This window comes from Schaalia sp. 19OD2882 (assembly GCF_018986735.1).
Lineage (GTDB): Bacteria > Actinomycetota > Actinomycetes > Actinomycetales > Actinomycetaceae > Pauljensenia.
In genome coordinates this window covers 796,584-819,615 of record NZ_CP065521.1, presented here as the reverse complement: position 1 = coordinate 819,615, position 23,032 = coordinate 796,584, and the positions used below count along the sequence as shown (strand labels likewise).

At 68.5% G+C, this 23,032-nt stretch carries 24 protein-coding genes and 1 tRNA gene; 6 read left to right on the top strand and 19 right to left on the bottom strand.

Annotated features, from left to right (window positions below; all coding sequences use genetic code 11):
* Nucleotides 1–3 precede the first annotated feature (3 nt).
* The 4 genes from I6B53_RS03610 to I6B53_RS03595 are packed head-to-tail and all read right to left on the bottom strand — an operon-like array spanning nucleotide 4 to nucleotide 4,539.
* A complete protein-coding gene (locus I6B53_RS03610; protein ID WP_216764895.1) occupies nucleotides 4–1,398 on the bottom strand; it encodes an L-fuculokinase in 1,395 nt (464 codons plus the stop codon).
* A complete protein-coding gene (locus I6B53_RS03605) occupies nucleotides 1,395–2,219 on the bottom strand; it encodes a carbohydrate ABC transporter permease (RefSeq protein WP_216764894.1) in 825 nt (274 codons plus the stop codon). Before I6B53_RS03605 ends, I6B53_RS03610 begins: the two co-directional genes overlap by 4 nt.
* Nucleotides 2,206–3,150, bottom strand: coding sequence for a carbohydrate ABC transporter permease (locus tag I6B53_RS03600; protein ID WP_216764893.1), 945 nt, complete (start codon nucleotides 3,148–3,150; stop codon nucleotides 2,206–2,208). Before I6B53_RS03600 ends, I6B53_RS03605 begins: the two co-directional genes overlap by 14 nt.
* 51 nt (nucleotides 3,151–3,201) lie before the next feature.
* Nucleotides 3,202–4,539 carry an ABC transporter substrate-binding protein gene (locus I6B53_RS03595; protein ID WP_216764892.1) on the bottom strand — a complete coding sequence of 446 codons (1,338 nt, stop codon included), beginning with the start codon at nucleotides 4,537–4,539 and terminating at the stop codon, nucleotides 3,202–3,204.
* 172 nt (nucleotides 4,540–4,711) lie between these two features.
* Between I6B53_RS03595 and I6B53_RS03590 the strand changes: the two genes are divergently transcribed.
* On the top strand, nucleotides 4,712–5,716 hold the full coding sequence (locus I6B53_RS03590; RefSeq protein WP_216764891.1) for a LacI family DNA-binding transcriptional regulator: 1,005 nt from the start codon (nucleotides 4,712–4,714) through the stop codon (nucleotides 5,714–5,716).
* Here I6B53_RS03590 and I6B53_RS03585 read toward each other — a convergent pair.
* From I6B53_RS03585 to I6B53_RS03570, 4 genes are all read right to left on the bottom strand, one after another.
* Nucleotides 5,686–5,759 (bottom strand) — tRNA-Leu (locus I6B53_RS03585). The genes I6B53_RS03590 and I6B53_RS03585 overlap by 31 nt on opposite strands.
* A 14-nt stretch (nucleotides 5,760–5,773) precedes the next feature.
* Nucleotides 5,774–6,739, bottom strand: a complete 966-nt coding sequence (locus I6B53_RS03580; RefSeq protein ID WP_216764890.1) for a Ppx/GppA phosphatase family protein — start codon at nucleotides 6,737–6,739, stop codon at nucleotides 5,774–5,776.
* Nucleotides 6,740–6,774: 35 nt separating this feature from the next.
* Nucleotides 6,775–7,296: a DUF501 domain-containing protein gene (locus tag I6B53_RS03575; protein WP_216764889.1), complete on the bottom strand. Its 522-nt coding sequence runs from the start codon at nucleotides 7,294–7,296 to the stop codon at nucleotides 6,775–6,777.
* A 28-nt stretch (nucleotides 7,297–7,324) separates the two neighbouring features.
* Nucleotides 7,325–8,110 carry a septum formation initiator family protein gene (locus I6B53_RS03570; RefSeq protein ID WP_216764888.1) on the bottom strand — a complete coding sequence of 262 codons (786 nt, stop codon included), beginning with the start codon at nucleotides 8,108–8,110 and terminating at the stop codon, nucleotides 7,325–7,327.
* A 172-nt stretch (nucleotides 8,111–8,282) separates the two neighbouring features.
* On the opposite strand from I6B53_RS03570, the gene I6B53_RS03565 reads away from it, so the two are divergent.
* The gene (locus I6B53_RS03565; protein ID WP_216764887.1) at nucleotides 8,283–9,332 is read left to right on the top strand and encodes a hypothetical protein; all 1,050 of its coding nucleotides are present in this window, start codon (nucleotides 8,283–8,285) and stop codon (nucleotides 9,330–9,332) included.
* Here I6B53_RS03565 and I6B53_RS03560 read toward each other — a convergent pair.
* Both I6B53_RS03560 and nudC read right to left on the bottom strand, forming a co-directional pair.
* Nucleotides 9,309–11,438: an ATP-dependent DNA helicase UvrD2 gene (locus tag I6B53_RS03560; protein ID WP_216764886.1), complete on the bottom strand. Its 2,130-nt coding sequence runs from the start codon at nucleotides 11,436–11,438 to the stop codon at nucleotides 9,309–9,311. The genes I6B53_RS03565 and I6B53_RS03560 overlap by 24 nt on opposite strands.
* Nucleotides 11,439–11,508: 70 nt before the next feature.
* On the bottom strand, nucleotides 11,509–12,531 hold the full coding sequence (nudC, locus tag I6B53_RS03555) for an NAD(+) diphosphatase (RefSeq protein ID WP_216764885.1): 1,023 nt from the start codon (nucleotides 12,529–12,531) through the stop codon (nucleotides 11,509–11,511).
* Between the two features lie 34 nt (nucleotides 12,532–12,565).
* Here nudC and rph point away from each other — a divergent pair, with 34 nt between their 5' ends.
* Nucleotides 12,566–13,330 carry a ribonuclease PH gene (gene rph / locus I6B53_RS03550; RefSeq protein WP_216764884.1) on the top strand — a complete coding sequence of 255 codons (765 nt, stop codon included), beginning with the start codon at nucleotides 12,566–12,568 and terminating at the stop codon, nucleotides 13,328–13,330.
* Nucleotides 13,331–13,332: 2 nt separating this feature from the next.
* A complete protein-coding gene (gene rdgB, locus I6B53_RS03545; protein ID WP_216765316.1) occupies nucleotides 13,333–13,965 on the top strand; it encodes an RdgB/HAM1 family non-canonical purine NTP pyrophosphatase in 633 nt (210 codons plus the stop codon).
* Here the strand turns inward: rdgB and I6B53_RS03540 are convergent.
* Complete coding sequence (locus I6B53_RS03540) at nucleotides 13,958–14,326, bottom strand: hypothetical protein (protein ID WP_253953957.1); 369 nt, start codon at nucleotides 14,324–14,326, stop codon at nucleotides 13,958–13,960. The two genes, rdgB and I6B53_RS03540, sit on opposite strands and share 8 nt — an antisense overlap.
* An 88-nt stretch (nucleotides 14,327–14,414) precedes the next feature.
* Here I6B53_RS03540 and I6B53_RS03535 point away from each other — a divergent pair, with 88 nt between their 5' ends.
* Nucleotides 14,415–15,329 carry a LysR family transcriptional regulator gene (locus I6B53_RS03535; RefSeq protein ID WP_216764883.1) on the top strand — a complete coding sequence of 305 codons (915 nt, stop codon included), beginning with the start codon at nucleotides 14,415–14,417 and terminating at the stop codon, nucleotides 15,327–15,329.
* Here the strand turns inward: I6B53_RS03535 and I6B53_RS03530 are convergent.
* From I6B53_RS03530 to clpS, 4 genes are read right to left on the bottom strand one after another with little or no spacing between them, the layout of a single operon-like run.
* Nucleotides 15,240–16,181 (bottom strand): MBL fold metallo-hydrolase, encoded by a 942-nt coding sequence (locus I6B53_RS03530; RefSeq protein ID WP_216764882.1) that lies wholly within the window; start codon nucleotides 16,179–16,181, stop codon nucleotides 15,240–15,242. The two genes, I6B53_RS03535 and I6B53_RS03530, sit on opposite strands and share 90 nt — an antisense overlap.
* A complete protein-coding gene (gene murI, locus I6B53_RS03525) occupies nucleotides 16,172–17,035 on the bottom strand; it encodes a glutamate racemase (protein ID WP_216764881.1) in 864 nt (287 codons plus the stop codon). Before murI ends, I6B53_RS03530 begins: the two co-directional genes overlap by 10 nt.
* Nucleotides 17,036–17,045: 10 nt before the next feature.
* Nucleotides 17,046–17,618 carry a DUF2017 family protein gene (locus I6B53_RS03520; RefSeq protein WP_216764880.1) on the bottom strand — a complete coding sequence of 191 codons (573 nt, stop codon included), beginning with the start codon at nucleotides 17,616–17,618 and terminating at the stop codon, nucleotides 17,046–17,048.
* Nucleotides 17,615–17,905 (bottom strand): ATP-dependent Clp protease adapter ClpS, encoded by a 291-nt coding sequence (gene clpS, locus I6B53_RS03515; protein ID WP_216764879.1) that lies wholly within the window; start codon nucleotides 17,903–17,905, stop codon nucleotides 17,615–17,617. Before clpS ends, I6B53_RS03520 begins: the two co-directional genes overlap by 4 nt.
* Before the next feature lie 78 nt (nucleotides 17,906–17,983).
* Between clpS and I6B53_RS03510 the strand changes: the two genes are divergently transcribed.
* On the top strand, nucleotides 17,984–19,324 hold the full coding sequence (locus I6B53_RS03510; protein WP_216764878.1) for a nicotinate phosphoribosyltransferase: 1,341 nt from the start codon (nucleotides 17,984–17,986) through the stop codon (nucleotides 19,322–19,324).
* Between the two features lie 24 nt (nucleotides 19,325–19,348).
* On the opposite strand, the gene I6B53_RS03505 is transcribed toward I6B53_RS03510, so the two are convergent.
* The 4 genes from I6B53_RS03505 to I6B53_RS03490 form a co-directional block, all read right to left on the bottom strand.
* Entirely contained in the window at nucleotides 19,349–21,097 is a 1,749-nt protein-coding gene (locus I6B53_RS03505; protein ID WP_216764877.1) for a DEAD/DEAH box helicase, read from the bottom strand.
* 59 nt (nucleotides 21,098–21,156) lie between these two features.
* Nucleotides 21,157–21,495, bottom strand: a complete 339-nt coding sequence (locus I6B53_RS03500; protein WP_216764876.1) for a DUF3039 domain-containing protein — start codon at nucleotides 21,493–21,495, stop codon at nucleotides 21,157–21,159.
* Nucleotides 21,496–21,630: 135 nt separating this feature from the next.
* Complete coding sequence (nagB, locus tag I6B53_RS03495; protein WP_216764875.1) at nucleotides 21,631–22,410, bottom strand: glucosamine-6-phosphate deaminase; 780 nt, start codon at nucleotides 22,408–22,410, stop codon at nucleotides 21,631–21,633.
* Nucleotides 22,411–22,613: 203 nt separating this feature from the next.
* Complete coding sequence (locus tag I6B53_RS03490; RefSeq protein WP_216764874.1) at nucleotides 22,614–22,895, bottom strand: HU family DNA-binding protein; 282 nt, start codon at nucleotides 22,893–22,895, stop codon at nucleotides 22,614–22,616.
* Nucleotides 22,896–23,032: the final 137 nt, after the last annotated feature.

The following is a 23,032-nucleotide window of genomic DNA, read 5'->3' as shown; positions in this document are numbered from 1 at the left end:
TGTTCAGTGTGCGAGGTATTCGCGGCGTTTGTCGGCCAACAAGTCGCACCTTGCGGGTTCGACCGTGGCCAGGACGGGCGGGGTGTGGCATCCCACGAGGGATTCGAAGGCGCCCAGACCGACCCACGCCTGCAGGGCAGCGCCCTGAATGGCGGCGTCGGGCGGGACGATGGTCAGCGTGCGCGTGCAGGCATCGGCGCGAATCGAGGTGGCGTCGAAGGAGGCGCCCGTGCCGGAGCAGTGCACGCGAGCGGGGCGCCCCAGTGAGGCTTCCGTGCGGGCAAGGCCGTCCCCCAGCTCGAAACCGGAGGCTTCGACCATTGCCCGGGTCAGGTCGACCAGGTCCACGTCCAGGCTGAGTCGATGCATGCTCGCACTGGCCGAGGGGTCGTTGCGGAAGGTCGGGGATCCTCCGAAGTAGGGGTGGACCAGGACTCGGGTCACCTGTCGGGCGGCGGCCTCCGAGACCAGCGAACCCACGGGGCGGGAGCCGAGTTTCGCCAGCCATTCCAGCGCCCATCCGCCTGCGGGTATGCCGACCAGGGTGAGCCACAGGTCCTCGGCCACCGGGTAGGTGGGCATGGCGCTGCCGAAGACGTCGGGGCGCCCCCACCGGCCCTGTGTGAGGCATTCGGAGGAGCCCGCGGAAAATACGGCGACCTCGGCCGGGATGCCTCCGGCGCCCCAGTAGGCGCAGGCCTGGTCGTGGGAGCCCACGACGATGGGTGTCCCCACGGGCAGGCCGGTCAGGCCGTGGCCGTCCTGGTCGACTGCGCCGACGACACTTCCTGCCGGTACGACCGGCGGCAGCAGGTGGGCGCCGAGGCCCGCCCAGCTGCACAGTTCGGGCGACCATTGGCGCGCGTCGACGTCGAACATGCCGGATCGTGACGCCAAGGACAGGTCGATCTGCGGGCCGCCTCCGAGGAGTTGTCGGATGTGGCTGTCCAGGGAGACCACACGTCCGAAGCTCTCCCCTGCCCGGTGGCGCCCGTGCAGACGGAAGACGGGAAACATGGCGTGCAGCGGCTGGCCGGTGGTCGCCTGGAAGTCTGCGGCGTCCCCGGCCTCGGCCATTTCGTCCTGTGAAGGCACGCCGGAGGTGTCCACGGTGACCGCGAAGGACTCCGGGGCACTGCCCTGCGGGGTCAGGGGGAAGATGACCTCGCCCTGGGAGGAGAAGGAGACGGCGTCGACCTCGACTCCTTCATTGCGTTCGAGCAGGGAGCGGATTCCGGTGAAGACGGCCGTGAGCACGTGGGCAAGGACCACGGTGGCGCGCCCGTCGGACTCGAAGGCGACCGTGATGCCGGTGCGGATGGCGTCGTGCAGGTCGAGGTCGCGGTCGACCAGCGCCACGCGCACTCCGGAGGTGCCCAGATCCACTGAGACGATCATTTGATGGCTCCTGCCAGTCCGTTGACCAGGCCCCGCTGCATGAGCAGGAAGATGAGGACCATCGGCATCGAGATGAGGACCAGGACGGCGAAGAGGGCGCCCGGCTGGGACAGGTAGATGCCTTGGTACGCCAAGGGGACCAGGACGAGGGGTTTGAGGATGTTGTCCGCGATGGAGACCAGTGGCAGCAAGAAGTCGTTCCACGTCATCATCGACTGCCACACGACAACCACCGCCACCGAGGCCTTGGCCAGGGGCAGGTAGATGCGGAAGAGGATCCTCCACTTGCCGGCCCCGTCGACGAGGGCGGCCTCGTAGGTCTCGTCGGGGATCGCGGCGAAGGAGTTCCTGATCATGATGACCGCGAATGGGGTGCCCAGCGCCGTGTAGACCAGGACCAGGCCGATGATCGAGTTGTACAACCCGAGGAATTGCAGGACCCGGTAGACGGCCACGACGATGGAAGCCATCGGCAGGACCATGGTGAGGACCATGAGGGCGAAGACCACCGGTTTTCCGGGGAATCGCAGGCGCACCAGGGCGAAGGCGACCATGGATCCGGACAGGACCGTGAGGATCACCGAGGGCACGGTGATGAGCAGGGAGTTGACCACGTGCCTGAGGATCGGGTTCTGCGCGAAGATCAGGGAGTAGTTCGACAGGGATGGGCTGTTTGGCACCAGCCCCCAAGCGGTGGTCGTCGGGTCGCTCGTGGGCATGAGGGACAGGCTGAGCACCGCCAGGACCGGCAGGACCCACAGCAGGGACCATGGGGCAGCCAGCAGGTGGAGGTACTGGATGGCGTTTCTACGCTTCTTCATCGCGTCTCCTCTTCAGGACTCGGGTGAGCAGGGACGCTTCGTCGTGAGAACCGGAGATGAATCCGGCGCCGAAGAGGACGACCAGGACCAGGGCGGAGACGACTGCCAAGGCAATGAGGACGATCGACAGCGCGGCGCCACTGCCCACGGACTGCAGTTCGAAGGCCTTGAGGAATGTGTAGGTGGGGATCATCTCGGAGGCGTGGTTGGGGCCTCCCTTCGTCGTTGCGTAGACCAGTTCGAAGGTCTTGAGGGATCCGATGACCGAGAGCAGCACCAGTGACAGGTGTGTGGGCTTGAGAAGCGGCAGGATGATCGAGCGGACGGTCCTCCAGTAGGAGGCTCCGTCGATGCGCGCGGCTTCGAGCAGCGAGGCGTCGATCTGCTGGAGACCGGCCAGGTAGAAGAGCATCGAGTATCCCGACCACTGCCACACGTTGATGACGATGACGGTGAAGATGGCGGTGTCGGGGCTGCCGAGGAAGTTCTGGCCGAACCATTCCCATCCGGTGGCGTGGGCGATGGCACCCGTGACGCCCCGGAAGGGGTCCAGTAGGCGCTGCCAGACGATGCCGATGACGATGGGTGAGATCACCACGGGGACGAAGAACAGGGTGCGGTAGACGATGCGCCCTTTGAGTTCGGTGTTGAGCAGCAGTGCCATGAGGAATCCGATGACCGATTGGGGGACGACGGTCAGCAGGATCCACAGAGCACTGTTGCGCAGGGTCAGGGCGAATGTCGGGTCATCTGCCAGGGCCGCGTAGTTGTCCAGGCCCACGGGTGTGGCCTCGTTGATGCCGTCCCACTCGAGCAGGGACGCCTGGAAGTTGTAGACGATCGGGTAGGCGACGAAGACGAAGAAGAGAACTGCGGCTGGGAGCAGGAACAGGTAGGAGTCCCACTGGATTCGGTCGGTCTTCTTGTTCATGAGTCCTCCGGCTCAGGGTGGGCGGGGCCCCGGTGGGCCCCGCCCACGTCGTCACTTCTTGAGCACGGCGTCCTGTGCGGCCTGGACCTTCTGGGCGGCGGTGTCGGGAGTGAGTTCTCCCGTGGCAAGGCCGGCCAGGGCGTCACCGAGTGCGGAGTCCATGTCGGGTGTGCGCAGGTAGCGCGAGTACGTGACCTTGGGCATCCACGTGGTGGTCATGAGGTCCCAGACCTCCTTCTGGTGGTCGGAGGTGAACTTCTCGGGTTCGAGCCCCTTGACGGCGGGCAGGTCGTTGAAGGTGTTGATGAGCACCTGCGCGCCCGCACCTGCGATCCAGTCGGTGAGCACCTTGCATGCCGCGTCGGGGTTCTTCGTGTTGGCCGAGATCCCCAGACCCACGTCGACTCCTCCGACGAGTTGCGACTCGCTGGCTCCCCCCGCAATGGTCGGGAAGAGGAAGGGTGTGAAGCCCTTGAGGCCTTGGGACAGCGGCGGTGCGTCGGTCTTGGCGGGGTCGGACTGTTGGATCCACCAGGCACCCAGGGGGATCATCGCGGCGCCGCCGGCCTCGAATTGGTTGGCGCCGTTCGGGTAGGCGTCCAGCGCCATGGCGCCGTCCTGGGCGATCTTGTCGGTGAAGAGTTTCTGCCAGTGTTCGAAGGCCTTGACCACGGCCTCGTCGGTCCATTTGGCCTTGCCGACCTCGGCCTCGTAGACGAGGCCGGGTTTGACGTTGTTGGCGATCTGGAGGAAGACGACATTGCGCAGCCACGAGTCCTTGGCCGGAAGCATGAAGCCCGCCTTGCCGGACCCGTTGAAGGCGGCGGAGGCCTTTTGCAGCTCCTCCCAGGTCTTGGGGGTGGCCACGCCCTTTTCCTTCATGAGCTCGTCGTTCTGCCACAGGTTCACCGTCTGGACCAGCAGTGGCAGGGTGTAGTAGTTCTCGTCGCCCTCGGGATTGCCCAGCAGGGACTGCTCCAGACCGATCGGGTGGAACTTGTCCTTCCAGTTCTCACCCCAGGTCTTGGCGGCGCAGTCGTTGAGCGGCATGAGTTTGCTGCGGTACTGCTGCGTGAGGGCACCCGGTTGCAGGCCGACGATGTCGGGCATGGTGTCCGAGGAGGCTCTCGTGTTGAGGTCCACGAGGTACTCCGGGTAGTTGAAGATCTCTGACTTGATGATGATGCCCGGCTCCTTCGCCTGGGTGGCCTCGACCATCGCTGCGGTTGTCTGGGCGATCGGGCTCCATGACCTGAAGGTCACCTCTCCCCCGCCACCGGCGCCGCCACTCATCCCCGAGGGTTGGGAGACGGGTTGTCCCGCGCATGCGGTGAGGATCAGGCCCAGGCAGGTCACGCCCACCATTGCTCGTCGTGACACGGAGATCATGCTCTTCTCCTTTCTGCGGGGCGCCGTTGCCCCGCGACCCCGTTCTCCGGTCCTCCGTTGGACCGTGGGGCGTGTTCCCAGTTTTCGAGAAATCGATTACAGTGTCAAGCACTGAAATGATTTCGTTACCGAAGAACCGCTTTCGTGATCCGACACTGCTACGGAGGAAGGCATGAGAGCCCGCATCGTCGACGTCGCCCGCGAGGCCAAGGTCTCCACCGCGACCGTCTCGCGCACCCTCAACGGAGCCAAGGTCAGACCCGAACACGCCCGCGCCGTCGCCGCAGCAGTCCAACGGCTCGGCTACTCCCCCAGTCGAGCCGGCAGGGCCCTGCGCAAACGGCAGGCAGCGGTCATCGCATTGGTGGTCGGCGACATCGAGAACCCCTTCTTCACCGCCATGGCGCGAGGAGTCGAGGACGTCGCCCTCGACAATGACCTGAGCCTGGTGCTGGCCAACTCCGACGAGGACCCCGACAAGGTCGAGCGCTACCTGCAGGTGGTCGTCGACGAACGGATGGCAGGCGTGGTCATCTGCCCGGCGGACACGAATGTCGACCTGTCCCCCCTCGTCGACGAGGGCGTCCACGTGGTCGTCGTGGACCGACCCACGCGTTTCGACCTCGACCACGTGCTGCTCGACAACGAGAGCCTGGCCCTGCAGGCCACCCGGGACCTCATCGCCCGCGGAGCCCGCAGGATCGCCTGCCTGACCGGGCCGGCGACGATTCCGACCGCCGTCGAGCGCGCCGGCGGGTGGCGCCTGGCACTGGAGGAGGCGGCCCTACCGGTCGAGGGGCGTCTGCTCACTCACACCGACTTCCGCGTGGCAGGGGCCAGGCGGGCAACTGAGCAGCTCCTGGGCTCCGCCGATCCTCCTGACGCCCTGTTGGCGGCGAACAACCTCGTCGGAGTCGGCGTACTGCAGGCGCTCGACGCATGCGACTCCGCCGCCCTGGTCGCGGTTCTCGGGGAACTTCCCTTCCAGACCCACCACGACCAGCACATCCTGGTGCGCCCGCTGGACCCGGCACTCATGGGGCGCCTGGCGGCGCAGATGCTGTGCGAGCGAATCAACGGGTCGCACACCGGACCCGGTCGGCGCCTGGTGTTGGGCGGGGCCGGTGGCCCCCCTCTTCCTCGCGGTGCCCCCAGTCGGGTTCGAACCGACACTTGACCGATTTTAAGTCGGCTGCCTCTGCCAATTGGGCCATGGGGGCTGGTCAGGGGCGATTCACAGCAGCGACAGGGCGATACCGTCCAGGATGTCGTGCTCGGAGGTCAGGACGCGGTCGATGCCGCGCCCCTGCCCGCCGGTTGCTGCGGCCACCCGCTCGACGATGCGGGACCAGATCAGGGCACCGCCGGCGATGACATCGGCCCGCCCCCGGGGCATGAACCCCAGTGCCGCCTTGACGGACACCGGCTCATCCACCATGAATCGCACGGCCTTGCGGATCTCCTCCAGGGTGAGCACGGCGCCGTCGATGCGACTGGGTTGGTAGTCCACCAGCCCCAAGGCCTGGGCGGTGACGGTGGTGACCGTGCCCGCCACCCCGACCAGGGTGCCCACCTTCGTCAGGTCGACCACGGCGGCGGCCTCGTCCAGGCGCTCGTCGATCCATGTGATGGCCCGGGCCTCGGCGGCGGCGGGAATGCCTGCCTCGGGGTGGCAGTCGTGGAAGAACTTCTCGGTGACCCGCACCGACCCCATGTCCACTGAGATCGCGCAGTCCACCGAGGTCCGCCCCAGGACCAGTTCGGTGGAGCCGCCGCCGATGTCGACGACCATGAGGGGGCGCGGCCACCGGGGGGCCACGCCGGAAACGGCCCCCGCGAAGGACAGTGCGGCCTCCTCGTGGCCGGGCACCACCTCGGGTTCGATGCCGAGCACCTGCACCACGGCGCCGATGAAGTCTTCGCGGTTCGAGGCGTCCCTCACGGCCGAGGTCGACACGAATCGCAGGGCCCGGCAGCCGAATTCGTCGATGATCCCCTTGTACTCGCGCACGGCGGTCATGGTGCGTTCGATCGCCTCCGGGGCCAGCACGCCGCTGCGGTCGACTCCCTGCCCCAGGCGCACGATGCGCATCTGGCGGGTCAGGTCATGCAGGACCGGGCGACCATCCCGGCTGTCGGCATCGGCCACCAGCAGGCGGATGGAGTTGGTGCCACAGTCGATGGCGGCGATTCTCGTCATGGGGCAATCGTCCCACACAGCGGGCTCGGCGCCGGTCAGCGCCCGGCCGCCTCCAGGGTCCACAGTCCTCGCTCGACGATGATCTCCAGCGCACGATCCCCCACGACGTTGACTCCGGGGCCTGCGACAAGGGAGTGAGCGAGCAGCGCATGCAAGCACTTGACCCTGTTCGGCATGCCCCCTGCGGAGATCCCGTCGATCTGCGGGACTTCACCCAGGCTTCGGCGACGTGCGATGTAGTCCTCGTGGGCGCGGGCGTGGGCGGCCATGGCCCGCGGGTCCTCGGCCAGCCAGCGATTGAGGTCCTCCATGACCTTCTCGGCCTCGAGCACCGAGCAGGCGTAGATCGCGTCAGGGTCGGTGAGGTAGAAGGTCGTCGGGAAGGGGGTGCCGTCCTCCAGCCTGGGGGCGGTGACGACCACGGTGGGGCGCCCGTCGCTCCTGCGGGCGCCGATGCCGACGACTCCGCGGGGGACTCGGTCGAGTTGTTCGCGCAGGATGGCGAGGTCCTCGGGGGTTGCGGGGTCCCATGCGGGATGGTCGACGGGCTGGTTCATCGGGGCTCCTGGCGATGGGGGCGGGGTGTCACTGGGCGTCCGACTGGGGCGCCTGGGCGCTTTGGCCGGTCGAGGCGCCGGAGGGGCCGCTCTGTGCGCTGCCGGACTGCCCATGGGTGAGCAGGTCGGGGCGTTCGAGAGTGCTGTCGGCGGACTGGATGGACAGTGCGACGACCTGCAGCCATGGGCGGGCAGGTCCTTCGTCGGCAGCGGCGGCGACCCGAGCCTGGTCGAGGTACTCCTTGCCGGGGTCGACGACGGTGTACTGGGTCTCGCCGGGTTTGACGTATCCAAGGCGTTCACGGGCCTGGGAGGCGACGAATTCCGGGTCCTGCCACAGTTCCAACTGCTCCTGCAACTTGGCGTTGCGTTCACTTGCCGCATCGACCTGGGTGGTGATGCGCCGCAGTTCCTGTTCCTGACTCCACCACTGGAACAGTGAGGGCACCAGCATGAGGGCCAGGAACCCTGCGAGCAGGGCGATGCCGAGGAAGCGTACGGAGATCTCCACGCCGCCGAAGTCGAAGGTGGTGGCAAGGTCGGGACCGGTCGAGGCTCTTTCGCGTCGGGCACGGCGGCGCTTCCCGGCCTCCCGGATGCGGCGCGCGGCACGCTCGGCGGCATCGCCTTCGCCGCCCTGGGGGCGAGTGCGGGGCGTGGCGCGCACGGGACGACCCTCGGAATCGAGGGCGCCCACGGCTCGTGGGGTCCGGCCGGTGCGGCCGGCCGAGGGGGTTCCGGGCGCGCCGGATCCGCCCTGGCGCGCCGAGCGCCTGGGCGGACGAGGACGCGAGGGTCCGGAGGTGGAGGCCATGAGCAAATGGTGCCTGTTCGTCCGCAATCTCGCAGCACGAGTTGCCCGGCATGTCCTCAGTGCGTCGCACGCCTCACGGCGCTCGCTTGTCCACAGGAACTCCCAATTCCCTTCCGTAATGACATGAACCGACGCATACTGCATTCATCAATATTGAAGGGATGGGGAGACCATGAACCTGACACCCGGCACCGCAATCCTTGCCCGCTCCCACGGCGCCCTCCTCGTGGGTGCAGACCCCACCCGAAGGCTCCTGCTGCACTCGCCCACCCCCGATGAAAGACAGTGGCTGCTCGAGGCCGCTCGCGCCGCCCAACCTGCCGATCTCGGGCGAATCCCTCCCCCCGCTCCGGCCCCGACTCCGGCCCTCGAACCCCTGCGCCTGCGTCTGCACCAGGCGGGACTCCTGGCTAGTGAGGACGCCCGGCCCGCCTTGCGCCTGCTCCTCGACGGAGTCGACCCGACCTCATTGGGTGTCCTGCCCCTTCTGCGCGAGGTCTGCGACCTGCACGTGCACCTGGCCGACCACGCCCCCGCCGACCGCAGCCTCCAGGAATTCCTCGGCGTGCCCTGCCTGGGTCAGGCTCGCGGGCGCGCAGCCTCGGCGTGCCTGGCCCCTCGAATGCCGGATGTCACGTGGGGACGCATGTCGCATGCGGACATCGTCCTGGTCACCCGCGAGCGCATCGTCGACCAGGTCCGAACGGGTGCGCTGGTCGAGCAGGAGGTGCCCCACCTGCTCCTCACCCACGACGAGGCCAGCACCGTCATCGGGCCACTGGTCGTGCCGGGGCACACTCCGTGCGCCCATTGCTGGGAGTTGTCCATCACCGAGGCCGAGCCGCGGCATCCGCTGGACCGCCTGGAGCTGGAGGAGTGGCGGGTGGCTCGGCCCGGTCCCGCCCGCAGGCAGGTCGCCGCCCTGGAGGCGGCGCGCGCCCTGCTGGCGATCACGGGTGCGCATCGGTTGGGCGGACGCGCCCCCACCACCTGGGGCGGGCTGCTTGTCCGGGTGGGCGAGGACGGCGAGGCGAGGAGCTCTCGGATCGTCGCCCACGCCAGGTGTCGCTGCGGAGCGCTCGGGACCCCCTTCCCCGTCCGGCGCGAAAAGGCCCGCCGCACAGGAGTCGGTGCACGCGAGCCCCTCAGTCGGGGCGCGCAAGGTGGCGCGGGGGCGCAGGTGTTCGAGAAAGTGCGCTCAGCCGTCCTCGTCGGCGGGTGAAGCGGGCTCCTCGCCTCGGATGAGCGCCAGCAGCGGCGCGCCGAATCTGTCGAGTTTGACCTCTCCGATGCCTTTGATGACCCGCAATTGGGTGAGCGTGCGCGGGCCGGCCACGGCCACGTCCCGAAGCGTCTGGTCGGTGAGGACCGCGAAGGGAGGAACACCGAGTTGGCGTGAGAGGTCGAGTCTCCATTGCCGCATGCGTTCGAACAGGGCCACGACCTGCGGGGAGTTCTCCTTTTCGAACTCCTCGTTGATGCGCGCGCGGTTCTTCTTGCGGGAGGGGGCGGCCTCGCCCGCACGCCCACGGCCCCGTCCGGAGGACTCCTGCTCCGGCCAGATCCCGTGGAGCAGGCTGGAACGTTTCCTGTTGGCGCGTCCGCCCTCGCCCCTGGCCTTGGCCCAGGAGATCTCCAGGTGGTCGCGGGCCCGGGTGATGCCGACATAGAGCAGTCGGCGTTCCTCCTCACGCGCTTCAGGAGTGGTCGCCATCGAGATCGGGAGCAGCCCTTCGGAGGCGCCGACCAGGAAGACCGCGTCCCATTCCAGGCCCTTGGCGGTGTGCAGGGTGGTCAGGGTGACGCCCTCGACAGTGGGGGCCGCCTGGGCGCGGGAGCGTTCGGCCAATTCCTCGACGAATTGCGCCAGCGTGAGATCCGGTTTCGCGCGGGCCAGTTCGACGATGGCGGTGAGGTTGTCCCACCTCTCGCGCACGGCACCGCCGGCCACAGGGGCCTGCGGTGCCCATCCGAGGACGGACAGGGCTTCCTCGACCAGGTCGACCAGCGTGTCCTGGGGCTTGGTGGAGGCCTCGGCGTCCTGGTCGCGGGTCGTGGTGGCGACGGCGTTGTCGACGACGGCATGCGCCAGAGCGTGGCGGCGCAGGGCGAGCATCGCGCGTTGGACTTCTTCGCGGTCGAAGAATCGTGTGCCGCCCTTGACGACGAAGGGCACGCCCACCTCGGACAGAGCCTGTTCGAGAACTTCCGACTGACTGTTGGTCCGGTACAGGACGGCAATGGCGGACCAGGGCAGGCCATGGGCGTGGAGTTCGTGTGCGCGCCGGGCCACGTGGTCGGCCTCGGAACGTTCGTCGGCGTGGGTGGAGAAACGCACCGCCGAACCCGGTGGGCGGGTCGAGGTCAGGTGCACGGCGCCCGAAGTGCGCACAGGACCCGAGGCGCGCCCATGGTCCATGAGTCGATTCGCCACGGCCACGACCTGGGGGGTCGAGCGGTAGTCGCGGGTGAGTTCGACGACATTCGCTCCCCTGTGGCGCTTCCGGAAGTCGCGCAGGTATGCGGATGAGGCCCCCGCGAAGGAGTAGATGGTCTGGGCGACATCGCCCACCACGCACAGGTCGTGGCGCTCCCCCAGCCACAGGTCCAGAAGGTGTTGCTGCAGGCGCGACACGTCCTGGTACTCGTCCACGACGAAGGTCCGGTACTGGGCGCGGATCCGGCGGGCCACGTCCTGGCGCTCCTGGATCATGCCCGACAGGGTGAGCAGCACGTCCTCGAAGTCGATGACACCGCGTTCGTCCTTGGCGTCCTCGTAGGCGTCCAGCAGACGCACCATGTCCTCCACGGAGGTGCCCGAGGGCGTGGGGCGCGAGTCCCTGCGGATCTGCTCGGCGTAGGTCTCGGGTCCCACCATGGACACCTTCGACCATTCGATCTCGGCGGCCAAGTCGCGCACCAGTGCCTTGTCGACGCGCATGCCGATCCGTGCGGCCGCAGCGGCCACCAGGGAGGCCTTGTGGGGGATCAACTCGGGGACCGGTCCGCCGACCACCCCGGGCCAGAAGAACTGGAGTTGACGCAGGGCGGCGGAGTGGAATGTGCGCGCCTGGGCGCCCGGGACCCCGAGGTCCCGCAGCCGCGAGCGCATCTCGGCTGCGGCGCGCGCCGTGAAGGTCACCGCCAGGATGTTCGTCTGGTCAAAGGCGCCCGTGGCGACTCCGTAGGCGATCCGGTAGGTGATCGCCCGGGTCTTGCCGGTTCCCGCCCCGGCGAGCACCGCCAGCGGGCCTGCGACCTGGACGGCGACCTTGCGTTGGTCAGGGTCCAAGGCGTCGAGGAGCTGCTCGGGGTCACGAAGGGTCATGGTCGGATCATCCCATCCCCCACCGACGTCTGCACCCTCCCTCCCGGTGCGGGTCGCGTCCGCCCGTGGTTCAGGTCGCCGGATCCTGCGCATGTGCGGGCCACGGCGGGAGCGGGCCGCCCAACCAGTCCTCGAGCACCACCCGGGCAATGGCCGTGGGCCGCGGTGGTTCGATGTCACCGGCGGTGACGGCCTCGACCAGTTCGCTGCGGCTGAGGAAACACGCCCTGTCGATCTCGACCCCGTCGGGTGTGGGCGTCCGCGCACTGCCCGGCGCCAAGTGCGCCCGGAACGCCATCATCATCGAGCGCGGGAAGGGCCAAGGTTGGCTCGCCAGGTAGTCGACTCCTGTGACCTCCAGGCCCACCTCCTCACGCAGTTCCCGCACCACCGTGCGTTCAGGTGATTCGCCTGCGTCGACGAAGCCCGCCGGCAGGGACATGAAGCGCGGTCGCCACGCGGTGTTGTGGGCCAGGAGCACACGATCGTCCTCGTCGGTGACCAAGGCGATGACCGCCGGGTCCTGCCGGGGGTACTCCAGGCGTCCGCAGGCAGAACACGTGCGCGTCCAGCCGCCGCCACTGACGTGGGACGGCGCGCCGCAACTCTGGCAGAAGGAGACCTCGCCGTGCCAGGCCACCAATGCGCAGGCCGAGGTCGCCAGGGCCGCGTCCTCGTCGCCGAGCAGGTGCCCCACTCGCCTGAGGTCGGACCACACGCCCCCGAACTCCTCCACGCCGGCGCCTTCGACGCGGGCCTCACATCTGCCGGGCCCGGCCGAAGCGCAGGTCCTGGGCACGTGCAGCGCCACGTGGAAGGTGCCCTCGGCGGTGACCCCCAGGGCGAGGACGTGACTGGTCCGGCCCGCGACCATCTCACGCAGCTGCGCCCCGCCCCGCAGCAGCCCCACCTGCCGCCCGTTCGCGGGTTGCGAGGCCAGGAGAACCGCTCCACGGTCCCCGACCACCAGGTACTCGATGCGTCGGACTCCTGCGATCGACCCCTCCACCACGAGGTCCGTCTCGCCCAAGGTCTGCCTGAAGGAAACCATCGGGTCGATCAGTCCACGGGCCAGCGGCAGTCGGGCGTCCATGACGACCACGGTAGCGCCCGGCTAACGTGGGGGCATGACTGCGAACACGCGCGCCGACGGGCGCACCCCCGACCAGCTCCGACCTGTGCGACTGACCCGCGGGTGGTCGGGCACCGGTGAAGGTTCCGTCCTGGTGGAGTTCGGCGACACACGCGTCCTGTGCGTCGCCTCCTTGACCGAAGGCGTTCCCAGGTGGCGCAAGGGCAGCGGCCAAGGGTGGGTGACTGCCGAGTACGCGATGCTTCCGCGCGCCACCTCCGAACGCTCCCAGCGCGAGTCCGTCAAGGGCAAGGTCGGTGGGCGCACCCAGGAGATCTCGCGTCTGATCGGACGCTCCCTGCGTGCCGTGGTGGACGTGGCCGCCCTGGGTGAGAACACGATCGTCCTGGACTGTGACGTCCTGCGCGCCGACGGCGGCACGCGCACGGCGTCCGTCACCGGCGCCTACGTGGCCCTGGCCGAGGCGGTGCGTTGGGGCACACAGGAGGGGCTCATCGTCCCGCGGGCCGCCCGCCCGGTCCTCACGGATTCGGTCAGTGCGATCTCCGTGGGCATCATCGACGGCACGCCAATGCTGGACCTGCCCTATGTCGAGGACGTGCGCGCCCACACCGACATGAATGTCGTCCAGGTGGGCTCGGGCGCCTTCGTCGAGGTGCAGGGCACGGCCGAGCACGCCCCCTTCGACCGGGACGAGTTGGGCGCCCTGCTGGACCTTGCGGCCTTGGGCAATGCGCAGTTGGCCGATGTGCAAAAACGCTGCCTGGAGGCGGCCCGGGGTGAGACGGTCACGCTGTGAGTGTGCGCCCTCGCCTGGTCTTCGCCACCGGCAACGCCCACAAGATCTCTGAATTGGAGGCAATCCTGGCGCCCGCGTGGCAGGGATACGAGGCCGGGACCATTGCCCGCATGTCGGATCTGGGCGCGCCCGAGCCCATCGAGGACGGAGCCTCTTTCGAGGAGAACTCCCTGCTCAAGGCCCGCGCCCTGGTGGAGTTCACCGGGCTGCCGGCGATCGCCGACGACTCGGGTCTGAGCGTCGAGGTCATGGGTGGCGCTCCGGGGATCTTCTCGGCGCGCTGGTGTGGGCGTCACGGGGACGATGCGGCCAATCTGGACCTGCTGCTCGCCCAGTTGACGGATGTTCCTGACCGCCTGCGGGGCGCCTCATTCGTGTCGGTGGCGGCTCTGGTCCTGCCCGACGGGCGGGAGTTCGTCGAAAGGGGCGAGGTCCACGGGCGTCTGCTGCGACTGAGACGTGGCGAGGGGGGCTTCGGTTACGACCCGATCTTCGTGCCCGACGGTTTCGAGGAGACCACTGCGCAGATGTCACCCGAGCAGAAGAACGCCATCAGTCACCGGGGCATTGCGTTCAGGGCGCTGACCCCCGCCATCGTCGCTACCCTGCGCGAGGGTGAGGGCGTCCTCAGTTGACGCCGACCGCAGCGGCAACGGGGATCGGCAGGGCCTCGGCCGGGGCTTCCTGCGGAGCGCCCACCGGGCGCGGTCCGGCGCCGGCCAGGACGCGCTTGGCGCGCACGAGGATGCGGTCACGGACCTTCCACGTCATGTGCACGCCGATCGCCATGAACATGAGGTTGGTGACCATCGAGGGCCAGGACCGGGTGGCCAGGCATGCGAAGGCGAGCATGGCGCACGCGGCCATGTTCAGCGCGTGGTAGCGCAGCGAGTCGGGCGCGAAGCGGCCGCTGGAGACAAGGTAGTAGGCGGCCATGGAGCTGGCGGCCCCCACCCATCCGAGAACCATCGCCACTGCGCCGATCGAGAAGGTCATTGCATGATCGTCGACGCCACCCGGGATGTAGCACAATGGAACCCTGCTTCACACCTCGTGAAGCATTGCTTCATTCATGGGGGTGTCGGTGCACATTGACCCGCGAAGACTGCCATTCCTCCTGGCAGTCCACCAGGAAGGGGGCGTCGTCGCAGCTGCGGACGTGTTGCACATCTCAGCATCGGCCGTGTCACAACAGCTGCGTCACCTGGAGGACGAGGTCGGTCTGACCCTGGTCCAACGCACCGGCTCCGGCCTGGTCCTCACCCCCGCGGGCCTGGTCCTTGCCCAAGGCGCAGAGCGGATCACCGGCGAGATCGACCGGATGACGACCGAGCTGCGTCCGCTGGCCGGTCATGTCACCGGAACGGTGACCATCGGCGCCTTCGCCACCGTCACCCGCGCCCTCCTTCTGCCGGCCCTGCCCCACCTGCGCGAAGAACTTCCCGGCGTGGAGGTGAGTCTGCGCGAGGTCGACGAGGGCCCCGGAATGGCGGCACTGCGCTCAGGTCGCCTCGACGCCCTCGTCCTGGAAAAGGACACCGACGTCTCCCCCACCCCACGCGGCTGGGAGGATCTGCCCCTGCTGGACGAGAAGTGGGTGGTGGTCTCCCCCGAATCCGCACCGACGGTGGCCACCCTGGACGACCTCGCGCGCCTGCGGTGGTTGCGCGTCTCGGCCGGGATGACCGGCACGGAACCCCTTCGACGCATCCAGTCCCGGGTCGGTGAACTGGAGGTCGTCGACTTCTCCTACCTCACCTACGAGGTCGCGCTGGCCCTCGTACGCGAAGGAATCGGGTCCACGGTTCTGCCGGCCATGGCGCTGCACCGGGTGGACACCACCGGCATCCGCCTGAGCGCCATGGCGGGCCTGGGCGTGCGGCGAATCCTCCTGCGCAGACGCCGGGGCTCAGGGGACGAGGACGCCGCCGGCCAGTTCGTCACCCGCCTGCGCGGACACGTCGCGAGGAATGGTCCCAACTGGGACCCGCAGCTCTGACAATTGCGGGGTGGCTCCGGCCCGCCCGTGACGCAGGGAACGACCGAAGCTGCGTCCCACCGTGAAGCACTGGCCGGCCTGGGCGGCCACGAGGGGCCCGGACCACGTGCGGCGCACCTCCTCCAGCGCGACCTCGACAGGGGTCCAGGGCTGGATGTGGGTCGCCACCACGGCCGAGACCTCGGCCCTGGTGGCCAGGCGTCCCGCACGTTCCCCGTCCATGTGGATGCCTCGGGCGGTGTCGGCTCTGGTGAAGCCCACCTCGGTGAGCAGCAGGTCGACACCGCGCGCGCCCTCGAGGATCGTGTCGCACTCGTCGGTGTCCCCCGTGTAGAAGAGGGTGACCGTGCGGAAGGGGTCGGCCTCGTCCGGGCCGGAGATGCGCACGCCGAAGGCCGGAACCGAATGCCAAGCGGGGCTGGGCACCAGCGAGAGCGGCCCGATCTGCACGTTCTGGCCGGCGATCAACTCCTGGACGCGGAACTCCCCCGCGTAGTCCTCGCCCGGACCGCAGCCGTCGATGTCGCGGATGCGGTCGATGGTGCCCGCCGGGCCCGCCACGACGATCGGCGCCCGCCCCTTGGCCGGCCCCCAACGGCGGTGCACGTGCAAGGAGATGACATCAGCCATGTGGTCGGCATGGCAGTGCGAGAAGACCACGGCGTCCAGGTCCACCGGATCGATGTGGCGCCACAGCTGTCCGAAGGAACCCGGGCCCAGGTCCAGGGCCAGGTTCCACCAGCGCACCACCCCGGTGACGGGATCCATGCCGCGAGCGCGGACCAGGTAACAGGAGGCTGAGGAGTGCGGGCCGGACATCGACCCCGTGCACCCGACGATCCTCAGTTCCATCCCGTGGCCGTCCTGCCCCTGCGTCCGCCGCCGTGGGAGTCGACGTCGACGTGGTGGACCTGTTGGACCTCGGGACCCAGGAATCGTCTGGCCAGTTGCGGGAAGGCTCCTTCGGCCTCGGTGGTGAGGAAGAGGTGTTCTTGGCGCTCGCCGGGCCCCAGGGGCACGTGGAGCATGTCCCTGTCGACCAATTCGTTGTAGGTGACGTTGGCGGTGGCCTCCGAGGAGGTCACCAGGGTGACGCCCTCGCCCATGACGCGCCCGATGACGCCTGTGAGCAGCGGGTAGTGCGTGCAGCCCAGGACCAGGGTGTCGACTCCGGCGCTCTTGAGCGGGACCAGGTATTCGCGGGCGACGGACTCAAGATCCGGCCCGTGGGTGATGCCCGCTTCGACGAATTCGACGAATCGCGGGCACGCTCGGGCGTGCAATTCGAGTCCGGGCACTGCGGCAAGGGCCGAACTGTAGGCCTCCGAGCGGATCGTCGCCTCGGTGCCGATGACGCCGATCCGGCGGTTGCGGGTGGCGTTGACCGCTGCGCGGGCCGCCGGGGTGATGACTTCGATGACGGGGATTCCCGCATCGATCCAGTAGCGTTCCCGCGCATCCGACACTGCGGCGGCCGTGGCCGTGTTGCAGGCGATGACCAGGGCTTTGACTCCCCGGGAGGCCAGTTCGTCCAGGCCTGCCAAGGTGTGTTCACGGACGGTGGCGATGGGTTTGGGGCCGTAGGGGGTGTTCGCCGTGTCGCCCAGGTAGATGATGTGTTCGTCGGGGAGTTTGTCGATGACTGCACGCGCGACGGTCAGGCCTCCCAGGCCCGAGTCGAAGATCCCGATCGGCGCGTTGTCCATGCTCCGGACACTAGTTGGTGGGTACTCCCGCACGCATCGCGCCAAGCAGTGAACCTTGCCACCAGGTGACCATCATGTACACCGCGGCGACGTTGTTCTCCCTTGCGCGGGACTCTTCCTGCTCCATGGCGAGGCGTTCGACACGTTCTGCGTCCGACTGGTCCTCCAGTCCCAGTTCCCCGGAAAGGGCCAGGCGCACGTCATTGAGGGCGGCCAGCCAGTCCCACACGTCGTCTTCGTCGACCCACACCGGTCGTGCGGCAAGACGCGCACGGCTCATCTCCTGGCGAACACGACGCAGGCGTGAGGACTTTTCCGCGCGCAGGAAGTCCTCCGTCAGGGCACGCATGCGTTCGGCCTCCTGCGGTTCCAGGCTCATCGACGGCAGGAGGTGTCCCAGTGCGGGGTCGTGGGGTGCGGGCCGGTCGGTCTCCTCGTCGATGGCCGCCAGGACCGGGCTGGAGACCCCCGGGTCGTCCAGGACCAACAGGATCTCCCGCAGGAGCTGTTGGAACAGCAGCGAGTGGTCCCCGTCGAGCGACGCCCGGTACCCACCCGGAGCGCGTTCGAAGTGGCCGATCATTCGTCACGCTCCAAGGTGGCGCGCAGCCCGTAGCCGTGCAGGGCGACCACGTCGGCCTCCATGCGCTCCCGCATCCCCGTCGAGACCACTGCGCGCCCTTCGACGTGCACCTGCAGCATGAGGGCCTCGCAGGTGGAGCGGGGGTAACCGAAGTGACGCAGGAAGACCTCGGTGACGTACTCCATGAGATTGACCGGGTCGTCCCACACGACAGTTCGCCACGTGGACAGCGGGGCTCTGACCGTGTCCACGCGCGAGTCCGGACGAACCTCCACGTCGGCTGACATGCTCCAAGACTAGGAGGCCCCGGTCCTTCGCCGCGGCGTTTCGGTCGGAGCCGGGGCATGGTGCGTTAGGTTTGGGACATGCCTGCTTCCTTCTCCACGTCGCTGTTGACGGACATGTACGAACTCACGATGCTCGATGCCGCCTTGCGTTCGGGCACGGCATCACGCCATTGCGTCTTCGAGCTCTTCGGACGTCGCCTGCCGGCGACCCGCCGATTCGGGGTGGTGGCCGGGACCGGACGCATCCTGGAGGCGCTGGAGCGTTTCGAGTTCGAACCCGAACAGATCCAGTGGCTGCGCGGGCTGGGAATCGTCAGCGAGGAGACGCTGGAGTACTTGGCGAATTTCCGATTCTCGGGCAACATCTTCGGATACGCCGAGGGCGAGTGTTATTTCCCCGGGTCGCCTCTGCTCACCGTGGAAGGCACCTTCGCCGAATGCACGGTGTTGGAGACCCTGCTGCTGTCGGTGCTCAACCACGACTGTGCGATCGCCTCGGCGGCCTCGCGAATGACCATTGCCGCCCACGGACGGCCCTGCAATGACATGGGAGCCCGCCGCGCCCACGAGCGCGCGGCGATTTCTGCGGCCCGGGCCGCCTACATCGGTGGCTTCGCCGGCACCTCGAACCTGGAGGCCGCCAAGCGCTACGGCATCCGCGCAATCGGCACTGCCGCGCACAGCTTCACCCTGCTCCACGACTGCGAGCGTGAGGCCTTCGACGCCCAGATCGCCTCCTTGGGAACCGCCACGACCCTGCTGGTCGACACCTACGACGTGGCCCAGGGGGTACGCAATGCCGTGGAGGCGGCGCGTGCCGCCGGGGGTGAGCTCGGCGCGGTGCGCCTGGACTCGGGTGACCTGGTGGCCCAGGCTTTCACGGTGCGCGGTCAACTGGACGCCATGGGGGCCACGACGACGAAGATCACGGTGACCAACGACCTGGACGAGTACGCGATCGCCGCCCTGGGCGCCGCGCCCGTCGACTCCTACGGTGTGGGCACGAAACTCGTCACCGGTTCCGGGGTGCCCACGGCCGCCCTCGTCTACAAGGTCGTCCAGCGTGAGGGCGAGGACGGGGCCATGCATCCGGTGGCCAAGAAGTCCGAGGCCAAGTCGACGGTGGGTGGGCGCAAGTGGGCCGGCCGCACGGTGGACGAGGACGGCTACGCCGCCGAAGAGGTCCTGGTGACCGCCCCCAGTGAGGAGGCCGCCATGGCGGAGTTGGAGCGGCTGGGGGCCCGGCCCCTGCAGGTGGTCCTGGTGCGCGACGGGGTCATCGACGCCGAGGCGTGGGGCCCCGACGCCTTGGAGCGGGCCAAGGAGCGTCACCTGCGTTCCCGCAATGAACTGCCCTACCAGGCGTGGCGACTGTCCGAGGGCGAGACGGCGATTCCCACCCGCCACATCGCACTCTGAGTGCTGCTCGCGCCGCCGGCGCCCTCAGGAACGTCCGACGAACCACTCGCGCAGCAGCGCGATGCGCGCCTCGATCTGCTCGGTGGTGGCCTGGGCGACCTCGGGGCCCCCGCAGCGCCTGCGAAGCGCCGAGTGGATGTTCGCGTGGGACTCCCCCGACCTGCGTGACCACGACGAGACCAGGTGCGAGAGTTCCTTGCGCTTGGCGGCGCGCCGGCGGTGGTCGGCGATCCCGGAATTCGCCTCACGCACGCGTGCCGCCTCCGAGGACCTCCTCTGCTGGGCGATCTGTTCCTTCTGGCGGGCCCGCAGCAGGGTGGTCACCTGTTCGGGTTCCAGCAGCCCGGGAATGCCCAGGTACTCCTGTTCCTCGATGGAGCCGACCTGCGCTCCCGTGCCCCATGCGGCGCCGTCGAAGAGGACGGCGTCGAACTCCGCATCCGCTCCCAGGGCCCGGAAGGAACCCGTGAGTTCGGCCGAGGCCTTTTCCTCACGGTTGGCCCGGGCCACCAAGGCGTCCTCGGGACTCCACTCGGGGTCCCCGCCCTCCGCCGGTTTCCGGTCGAGTGCGTGGTCGCGTTCGACCTCCATCTGTCCGGCCAGGTCCAGCAGGGGCACCACGGACGGGATGAAGACGGTCGCGGTCTCTCCGCGGCGGCGTGCCCGCACGAATCGGCCCACCGCCTGGGCGAAGAAGAGCGAGGTCGAGGTGTTCGTCGCGTACACGCCCACCGCCAGGCGCGGCACGTCCACGCCCTCGGAGACCATGCGCACGGCCACCATCCACTTGTCGGTGGATTCGCGGAAGGCGTCGATGCGTTCGGAGGCGTCCGCGTCGTCGGACAGGACCACGGTGGCTCCGCGTCCGGTGATGGAACGCAGGTGGCGGGCGTAGGCGCGCGCCTGGTTCTGGTCGGCGGCGATGACCAGTCCTCCGGCGTCGGGAACTTGGCGTCGCACTTCCTCCAGGCGCTGGTCGGCGGCCTGGAGGACCTGTCGGATCCATTCCCCCGACGGGTCCAGGGCGGTGCGCCAGGCCTGTTTCATGAGGTCCTTCGTCAGCGGCTCGCCCAGGCGCGCCGTGTACTCGTCGCCCATCGAGGTGCGCCAGGACATCTGCCCGGAGTAGGACATGAACAGGACCGGCCGCACGACCCCGTCTCGCAGGGCGTCCCCGTAGCCATAGGTGTAGTCGGCGCGTGAGCGGCGCACCCCGGAGTCGTCCTCGACGTAGCGGACGAAGGGAATGGGTGAGGTGTCGGAGCGGAAGGGCGTTCCCGTCAGCGCCAGTCTGCGCGTGGCGTCCTCGAAGGCTTCACGCACACCGTCGCCCCACGACAGGGAGTCTCCGGCGTGGTGGATCTCGTCGAGGATGACCAGGGTGCGGTGGGTGCGCGTGCGCGCGCAGTGGACCATCGGGTTGGCGGCGACCTGCGCGTAGGTGACGGCCACCCCGTCGAAGTGGGAGCCGGCAAGGCCTTGGGAGTTGGTGAAGGCGGGGTCCACGTGGATGCCCACACGCGCTGCGGCATCGGCCCACTGGACCTTGAGGTGCTCGGTCGGGCAGACGATCGTCACCTTGTCGACGACGCCCTGACCCATGAGCTCCACGGCGATGCGCAGGGCGAAGGTGGTCTTGCCGGCCCCGGGGGTGGCCACGGCCAGGAAGTCCTGCGGAGCGGAGTGCATGTACAGGGACAGGGCTTCCGCCTGCCACTTGCGCAGGTTCTGTGCGGTGCCCCACGCGGCTCTGGCGGGGAAAGAGGGCGACATGGACTGAGCGGCCGAGGTCGACGCGTGTGCGGGACCACCCGGCCGTGCGGGCGTGGGCCTCACTGCCGGCCGCCTCCAGACCCGGAGCCCCCGTCGGAGAAGGGCCAGTTGCGCCCATTGCGTCCCATCTCCTCGCGCAGTTTCCGGCATGTGGGGCACACGGGGAATTTCGAGGCGTCCCTGGTGGGGATCCACACCTTTCCGCACAGGGCGACCACCGGCTGGCCGGTGATCATCGACGAGTTGGCCTTGTCCTTGCGCACGAAGTGCGCGAAGCGGTCACCGTCTCCGGGTGACTTCTCGCGTTCGACCTCGGTGCGCTCGAGCAGTCCGGTCGAGGACTGGGTCGCCGGGCCTTCGGGTGCTCCCGGGCCGGTGGGTTCGTCGAGTGCGCGCATGGGCTCCATGGTAGCCGGGCGCGGCGGTGGGGCCACTGCTCGCGTTGGGCGTCGATGCGGCCAAGGGACGAGGGCGGGCCCGCCGAAACCGCGTGGTTCCAACGGGCCCGGGCCTTCGGGTACGGCGGGGTGCGCTCAGAGCGGAAGCTGTTCCTTCTCCCACACCTCGCGGTAGAAGTCCTTCATCTCCAGGCGGGAGGCGGCGGCCTCGTCGAGGAAGACCACGGTGTTGGGGTGCATCTGGAGGATGGTGGCGGGCCAGCGCTGGGAAACGGGCCCCTCGACGAGTTCGCGCACGGCTTCGGCCTTGCCTTCGCCGGTGCAGATCATGAGGTTCTCCCGAGCCTCCATGATGGTGCCCAGGCCCTGGGTGATGCAGTGGGTGGGGACCGCGTCGATGTCGCCGTCGAAGAAGCGGGAGTTGTCGCGGCGGGTCTGTTCGGTCAGGACTCCCACGTGGGTGCGGGAGGTCAGGGATCCTGCGGGTTCGTTGAATCCGATGTGTCCGTCCGAGCCGATGCCCAGGACCTGCAGGTCGATGCCGCCCGCTTCGCGGATGGCGGCGTCGTAGGCGGCTGCGGCCGCGTGGCTGTCACCGGTCCAGGCGTCAGGTCCGTGTGCGGCGCCCTCACGGAAGTCGACGAGGTCGACGAGGTGGCGGTGGATGAAGTTCGAGTAGCCCTCGACGTGGTCGCGGGGCAGGCCGACGTATTCGTCGAGGTTGTAGGAGGAGACCTCGGCGAAGGAGATGCGGCCGGCCTTGTGGCGTTCGACCAGTTCGGCGTAGAGCGGCAGGGGGGTCGATCCGGTGGCCAGACCGAGGACGAAAGCGGGTTTGCGCCGGTACAGGGCTTCGATTCTGTCTGCGGCGAGGCCGGCGATGGCGGCGGCGTCGGGCAGGATGGCAATCCTCATGGAGAAGGCTCCTCAACATTGAAGGTGCCGCAGGTCGCGGCGTTCGCAGGTGCCAGTCTACGCCTTCTCACACACGAAAATGCGTACTTGTGCGCGTTCTGAGTCACTAATCGTCAAGAAACATCGCTCATGTGGGTTTCCGGGGACAGAGAAGGGGCCCGTCCGAGGTGGACAGGCCCCTTCACGCGGGTCGTGTCGACCGATCAGGCGGAGACGGCCTTCTTCAGGGTCGAGCCGGCCGAAAGCTTCACGCCGAAGCCCGCGGGGATCTGGATCTCCTCGCCGGTGCGGGGGTTGCGGCCGGTACGGGCGGCGCGCTCGACGCGCTCCACCGACAGCAGACCGGTCACCTTGACGGACTCGCCAGCAGCCAGCGACTCGACCAGGACTTCCTGGAAGGCGGCAAGGGCAGCGTCAGCCTGGACCTTGGTCAGGTTGGCGCGCTCAGCGATCTTGGCGACGAGTTCGGTGCGGTTGACGGACATCGGGAACCTCATTCCTCGTAGTTTCGGGGCCACAATGGTGGTCACAGGGGACACAGTACGTAAAACAGTCGATGTTGTCAGGTCGAGACCCGCTGTTTCGCACAATTCAGACGACACTCGTGCACTCCACGGGCCCC

Coding starts and splice junctions, on each gene's coding strand:
- I6B53_RS03610 (WP_216764895.1), bottom strand. CDS start 1,398: ATGATCGTCTCAGTGGATCTGGGCACCTCCGGAGTGCGCGTGGCGCTG.
- I6B53_RS03605 (WP_216764894.1), bottom strand. CDS start 2,219: ATGAAGAAGCGTAGAAACGCCATCCAGTACCTCCACCTGCTGGCTGCC.
- I6B53_RS03600 (WP_216764893.1), bottom strand. CDS start 3,150: ATGAACAAGAAGACCGACCGAATCCAGTGGGACTCCTACCTGTTCCTG.
- I6B53_RS03595 (WP_216764892.1), bottom strand. CDS start 4,539: ATGATCTCCGTGTCACGACGAGCAATGGTGGGCGTGACCTGCCTGGGC.
- I6B53_RS03590 (WP_216764891.1), top strand. CDS start 4,712: ATGAGAGCCCGCATCGTCGACGTCGCCCGCGAGGCCAAGGTCTCCACC.
- I6B53_RS03580 (WP_216764890.1), bottom strand. CDS start 6,739: ATGACGAGAATCGCCGCCATCGACTGTGGCACCAACTCCATCCGCCTG.
- I6B53_RS03575 (WP_216764889.1), bottom strand. CDS start 7,296: ATGAACCAGCCCGTCGACCATCCCGCATGGGACCCCGCAACCCCCGAG.
- I6B53_RS03570 (WP_216764888.1), bottom strand. CDS start 8,110: ATGGCCTCCACCTCCGGACCCTCGCGTCCTCGTCCGCCCAGGCGCTCG.
- I6B53_RS03565 (WP_216764887.1), top strand. CDS start 8,283: ATGAACCTGACACCCGGCACCGCAATCCTTGCCCGCTCCCACGGCGCC.
- I6B53_RS03560 (WP_216764886.1), bottom strand. CDS start 11,438: ATGACCCTTCGTGACCCCGAGCAGCTCCTCGACGCCTTGGACCCTGAC.
- nudC (WP_216764885.1), bottom strand. CDS start 12,531: ATGGACGCCCGACTGCCGCTGGCCCGTGGACTGATCGACCCGATGGTT.
- rph (WP_216764884.1), top strand. CDS start 12,566: ATGACTGCGAACACGCGCGCCGACGGGCGCACCCCCGACCAGCTCCGA.
- I6B53_RS03540 (WP_253953957.1), bottom strand. CDS start 14,326: ATGACCTTCTCGATCGGCGCAGTGGCGATGGTTCTCGGATGGGTGGGG.
- I6B53_RS03530 (WP_216764882.1), bottom strand. CDS start 16,181: ATGGAACTGAGGATCGTCGGGTGCACGGGGTCGATGTCCGGCCCGCAC.
- murI (WP_216764881.1), bottom strand. CDS start 17,035: ATGGACAACGCGCCGATCGGGATCTTCGACTCGGGCCTGGGAGGCCTG.
- I6B53_RS03520 (WP_216764880.1), bottom strand. CDS start 17,618: ATGATCGGCCACTTCGAACGCGCTCCGGGTGGGTACCGGGCGTCGCTC.
- clpS (WP_216764879.1), bottom strand. CDS start 17,905: ATGTCAGCCGACGTGGAGGTTCGTCCGGACTCGCGCGTGGACACGGTC.
- I6B53_RS03510 (WP_216764878.1), top strand. CDS start 17,984: ATGCCTGCTTCCTTCTCCACGTCGCTGTTGACGGACATGTACGAACTC.
- I6B53_RS03505 (WP_216764877.1), bottom strand. CDS start 21,097: ATGTCGCCCTCTTTCCCCGCCAGAGCCGCGTGGGGCACCGCACAGAAC.
- I6B53_RS03500 (WP_216764876.1), bottom strand. CDS start 21,495: ATGCGCGCACTCGACGAACCCACCGGCCCGGGAGCACCCGAAGGCCCG.
- nagB (WP_216764875.1), bottom strand. CDS start 22,410: ATGAGGATTGCCATCCTGCCCGACGCCGCCGCCATCGCCGGCCTCGCC.
- I6B53_RS03490 (WP_216764874.1), bottom strand. CDS start 22,895: ATGTCCGTCAACCGCACCGAACTCGTCGCCAAGATCGCTGAGCGCGCC.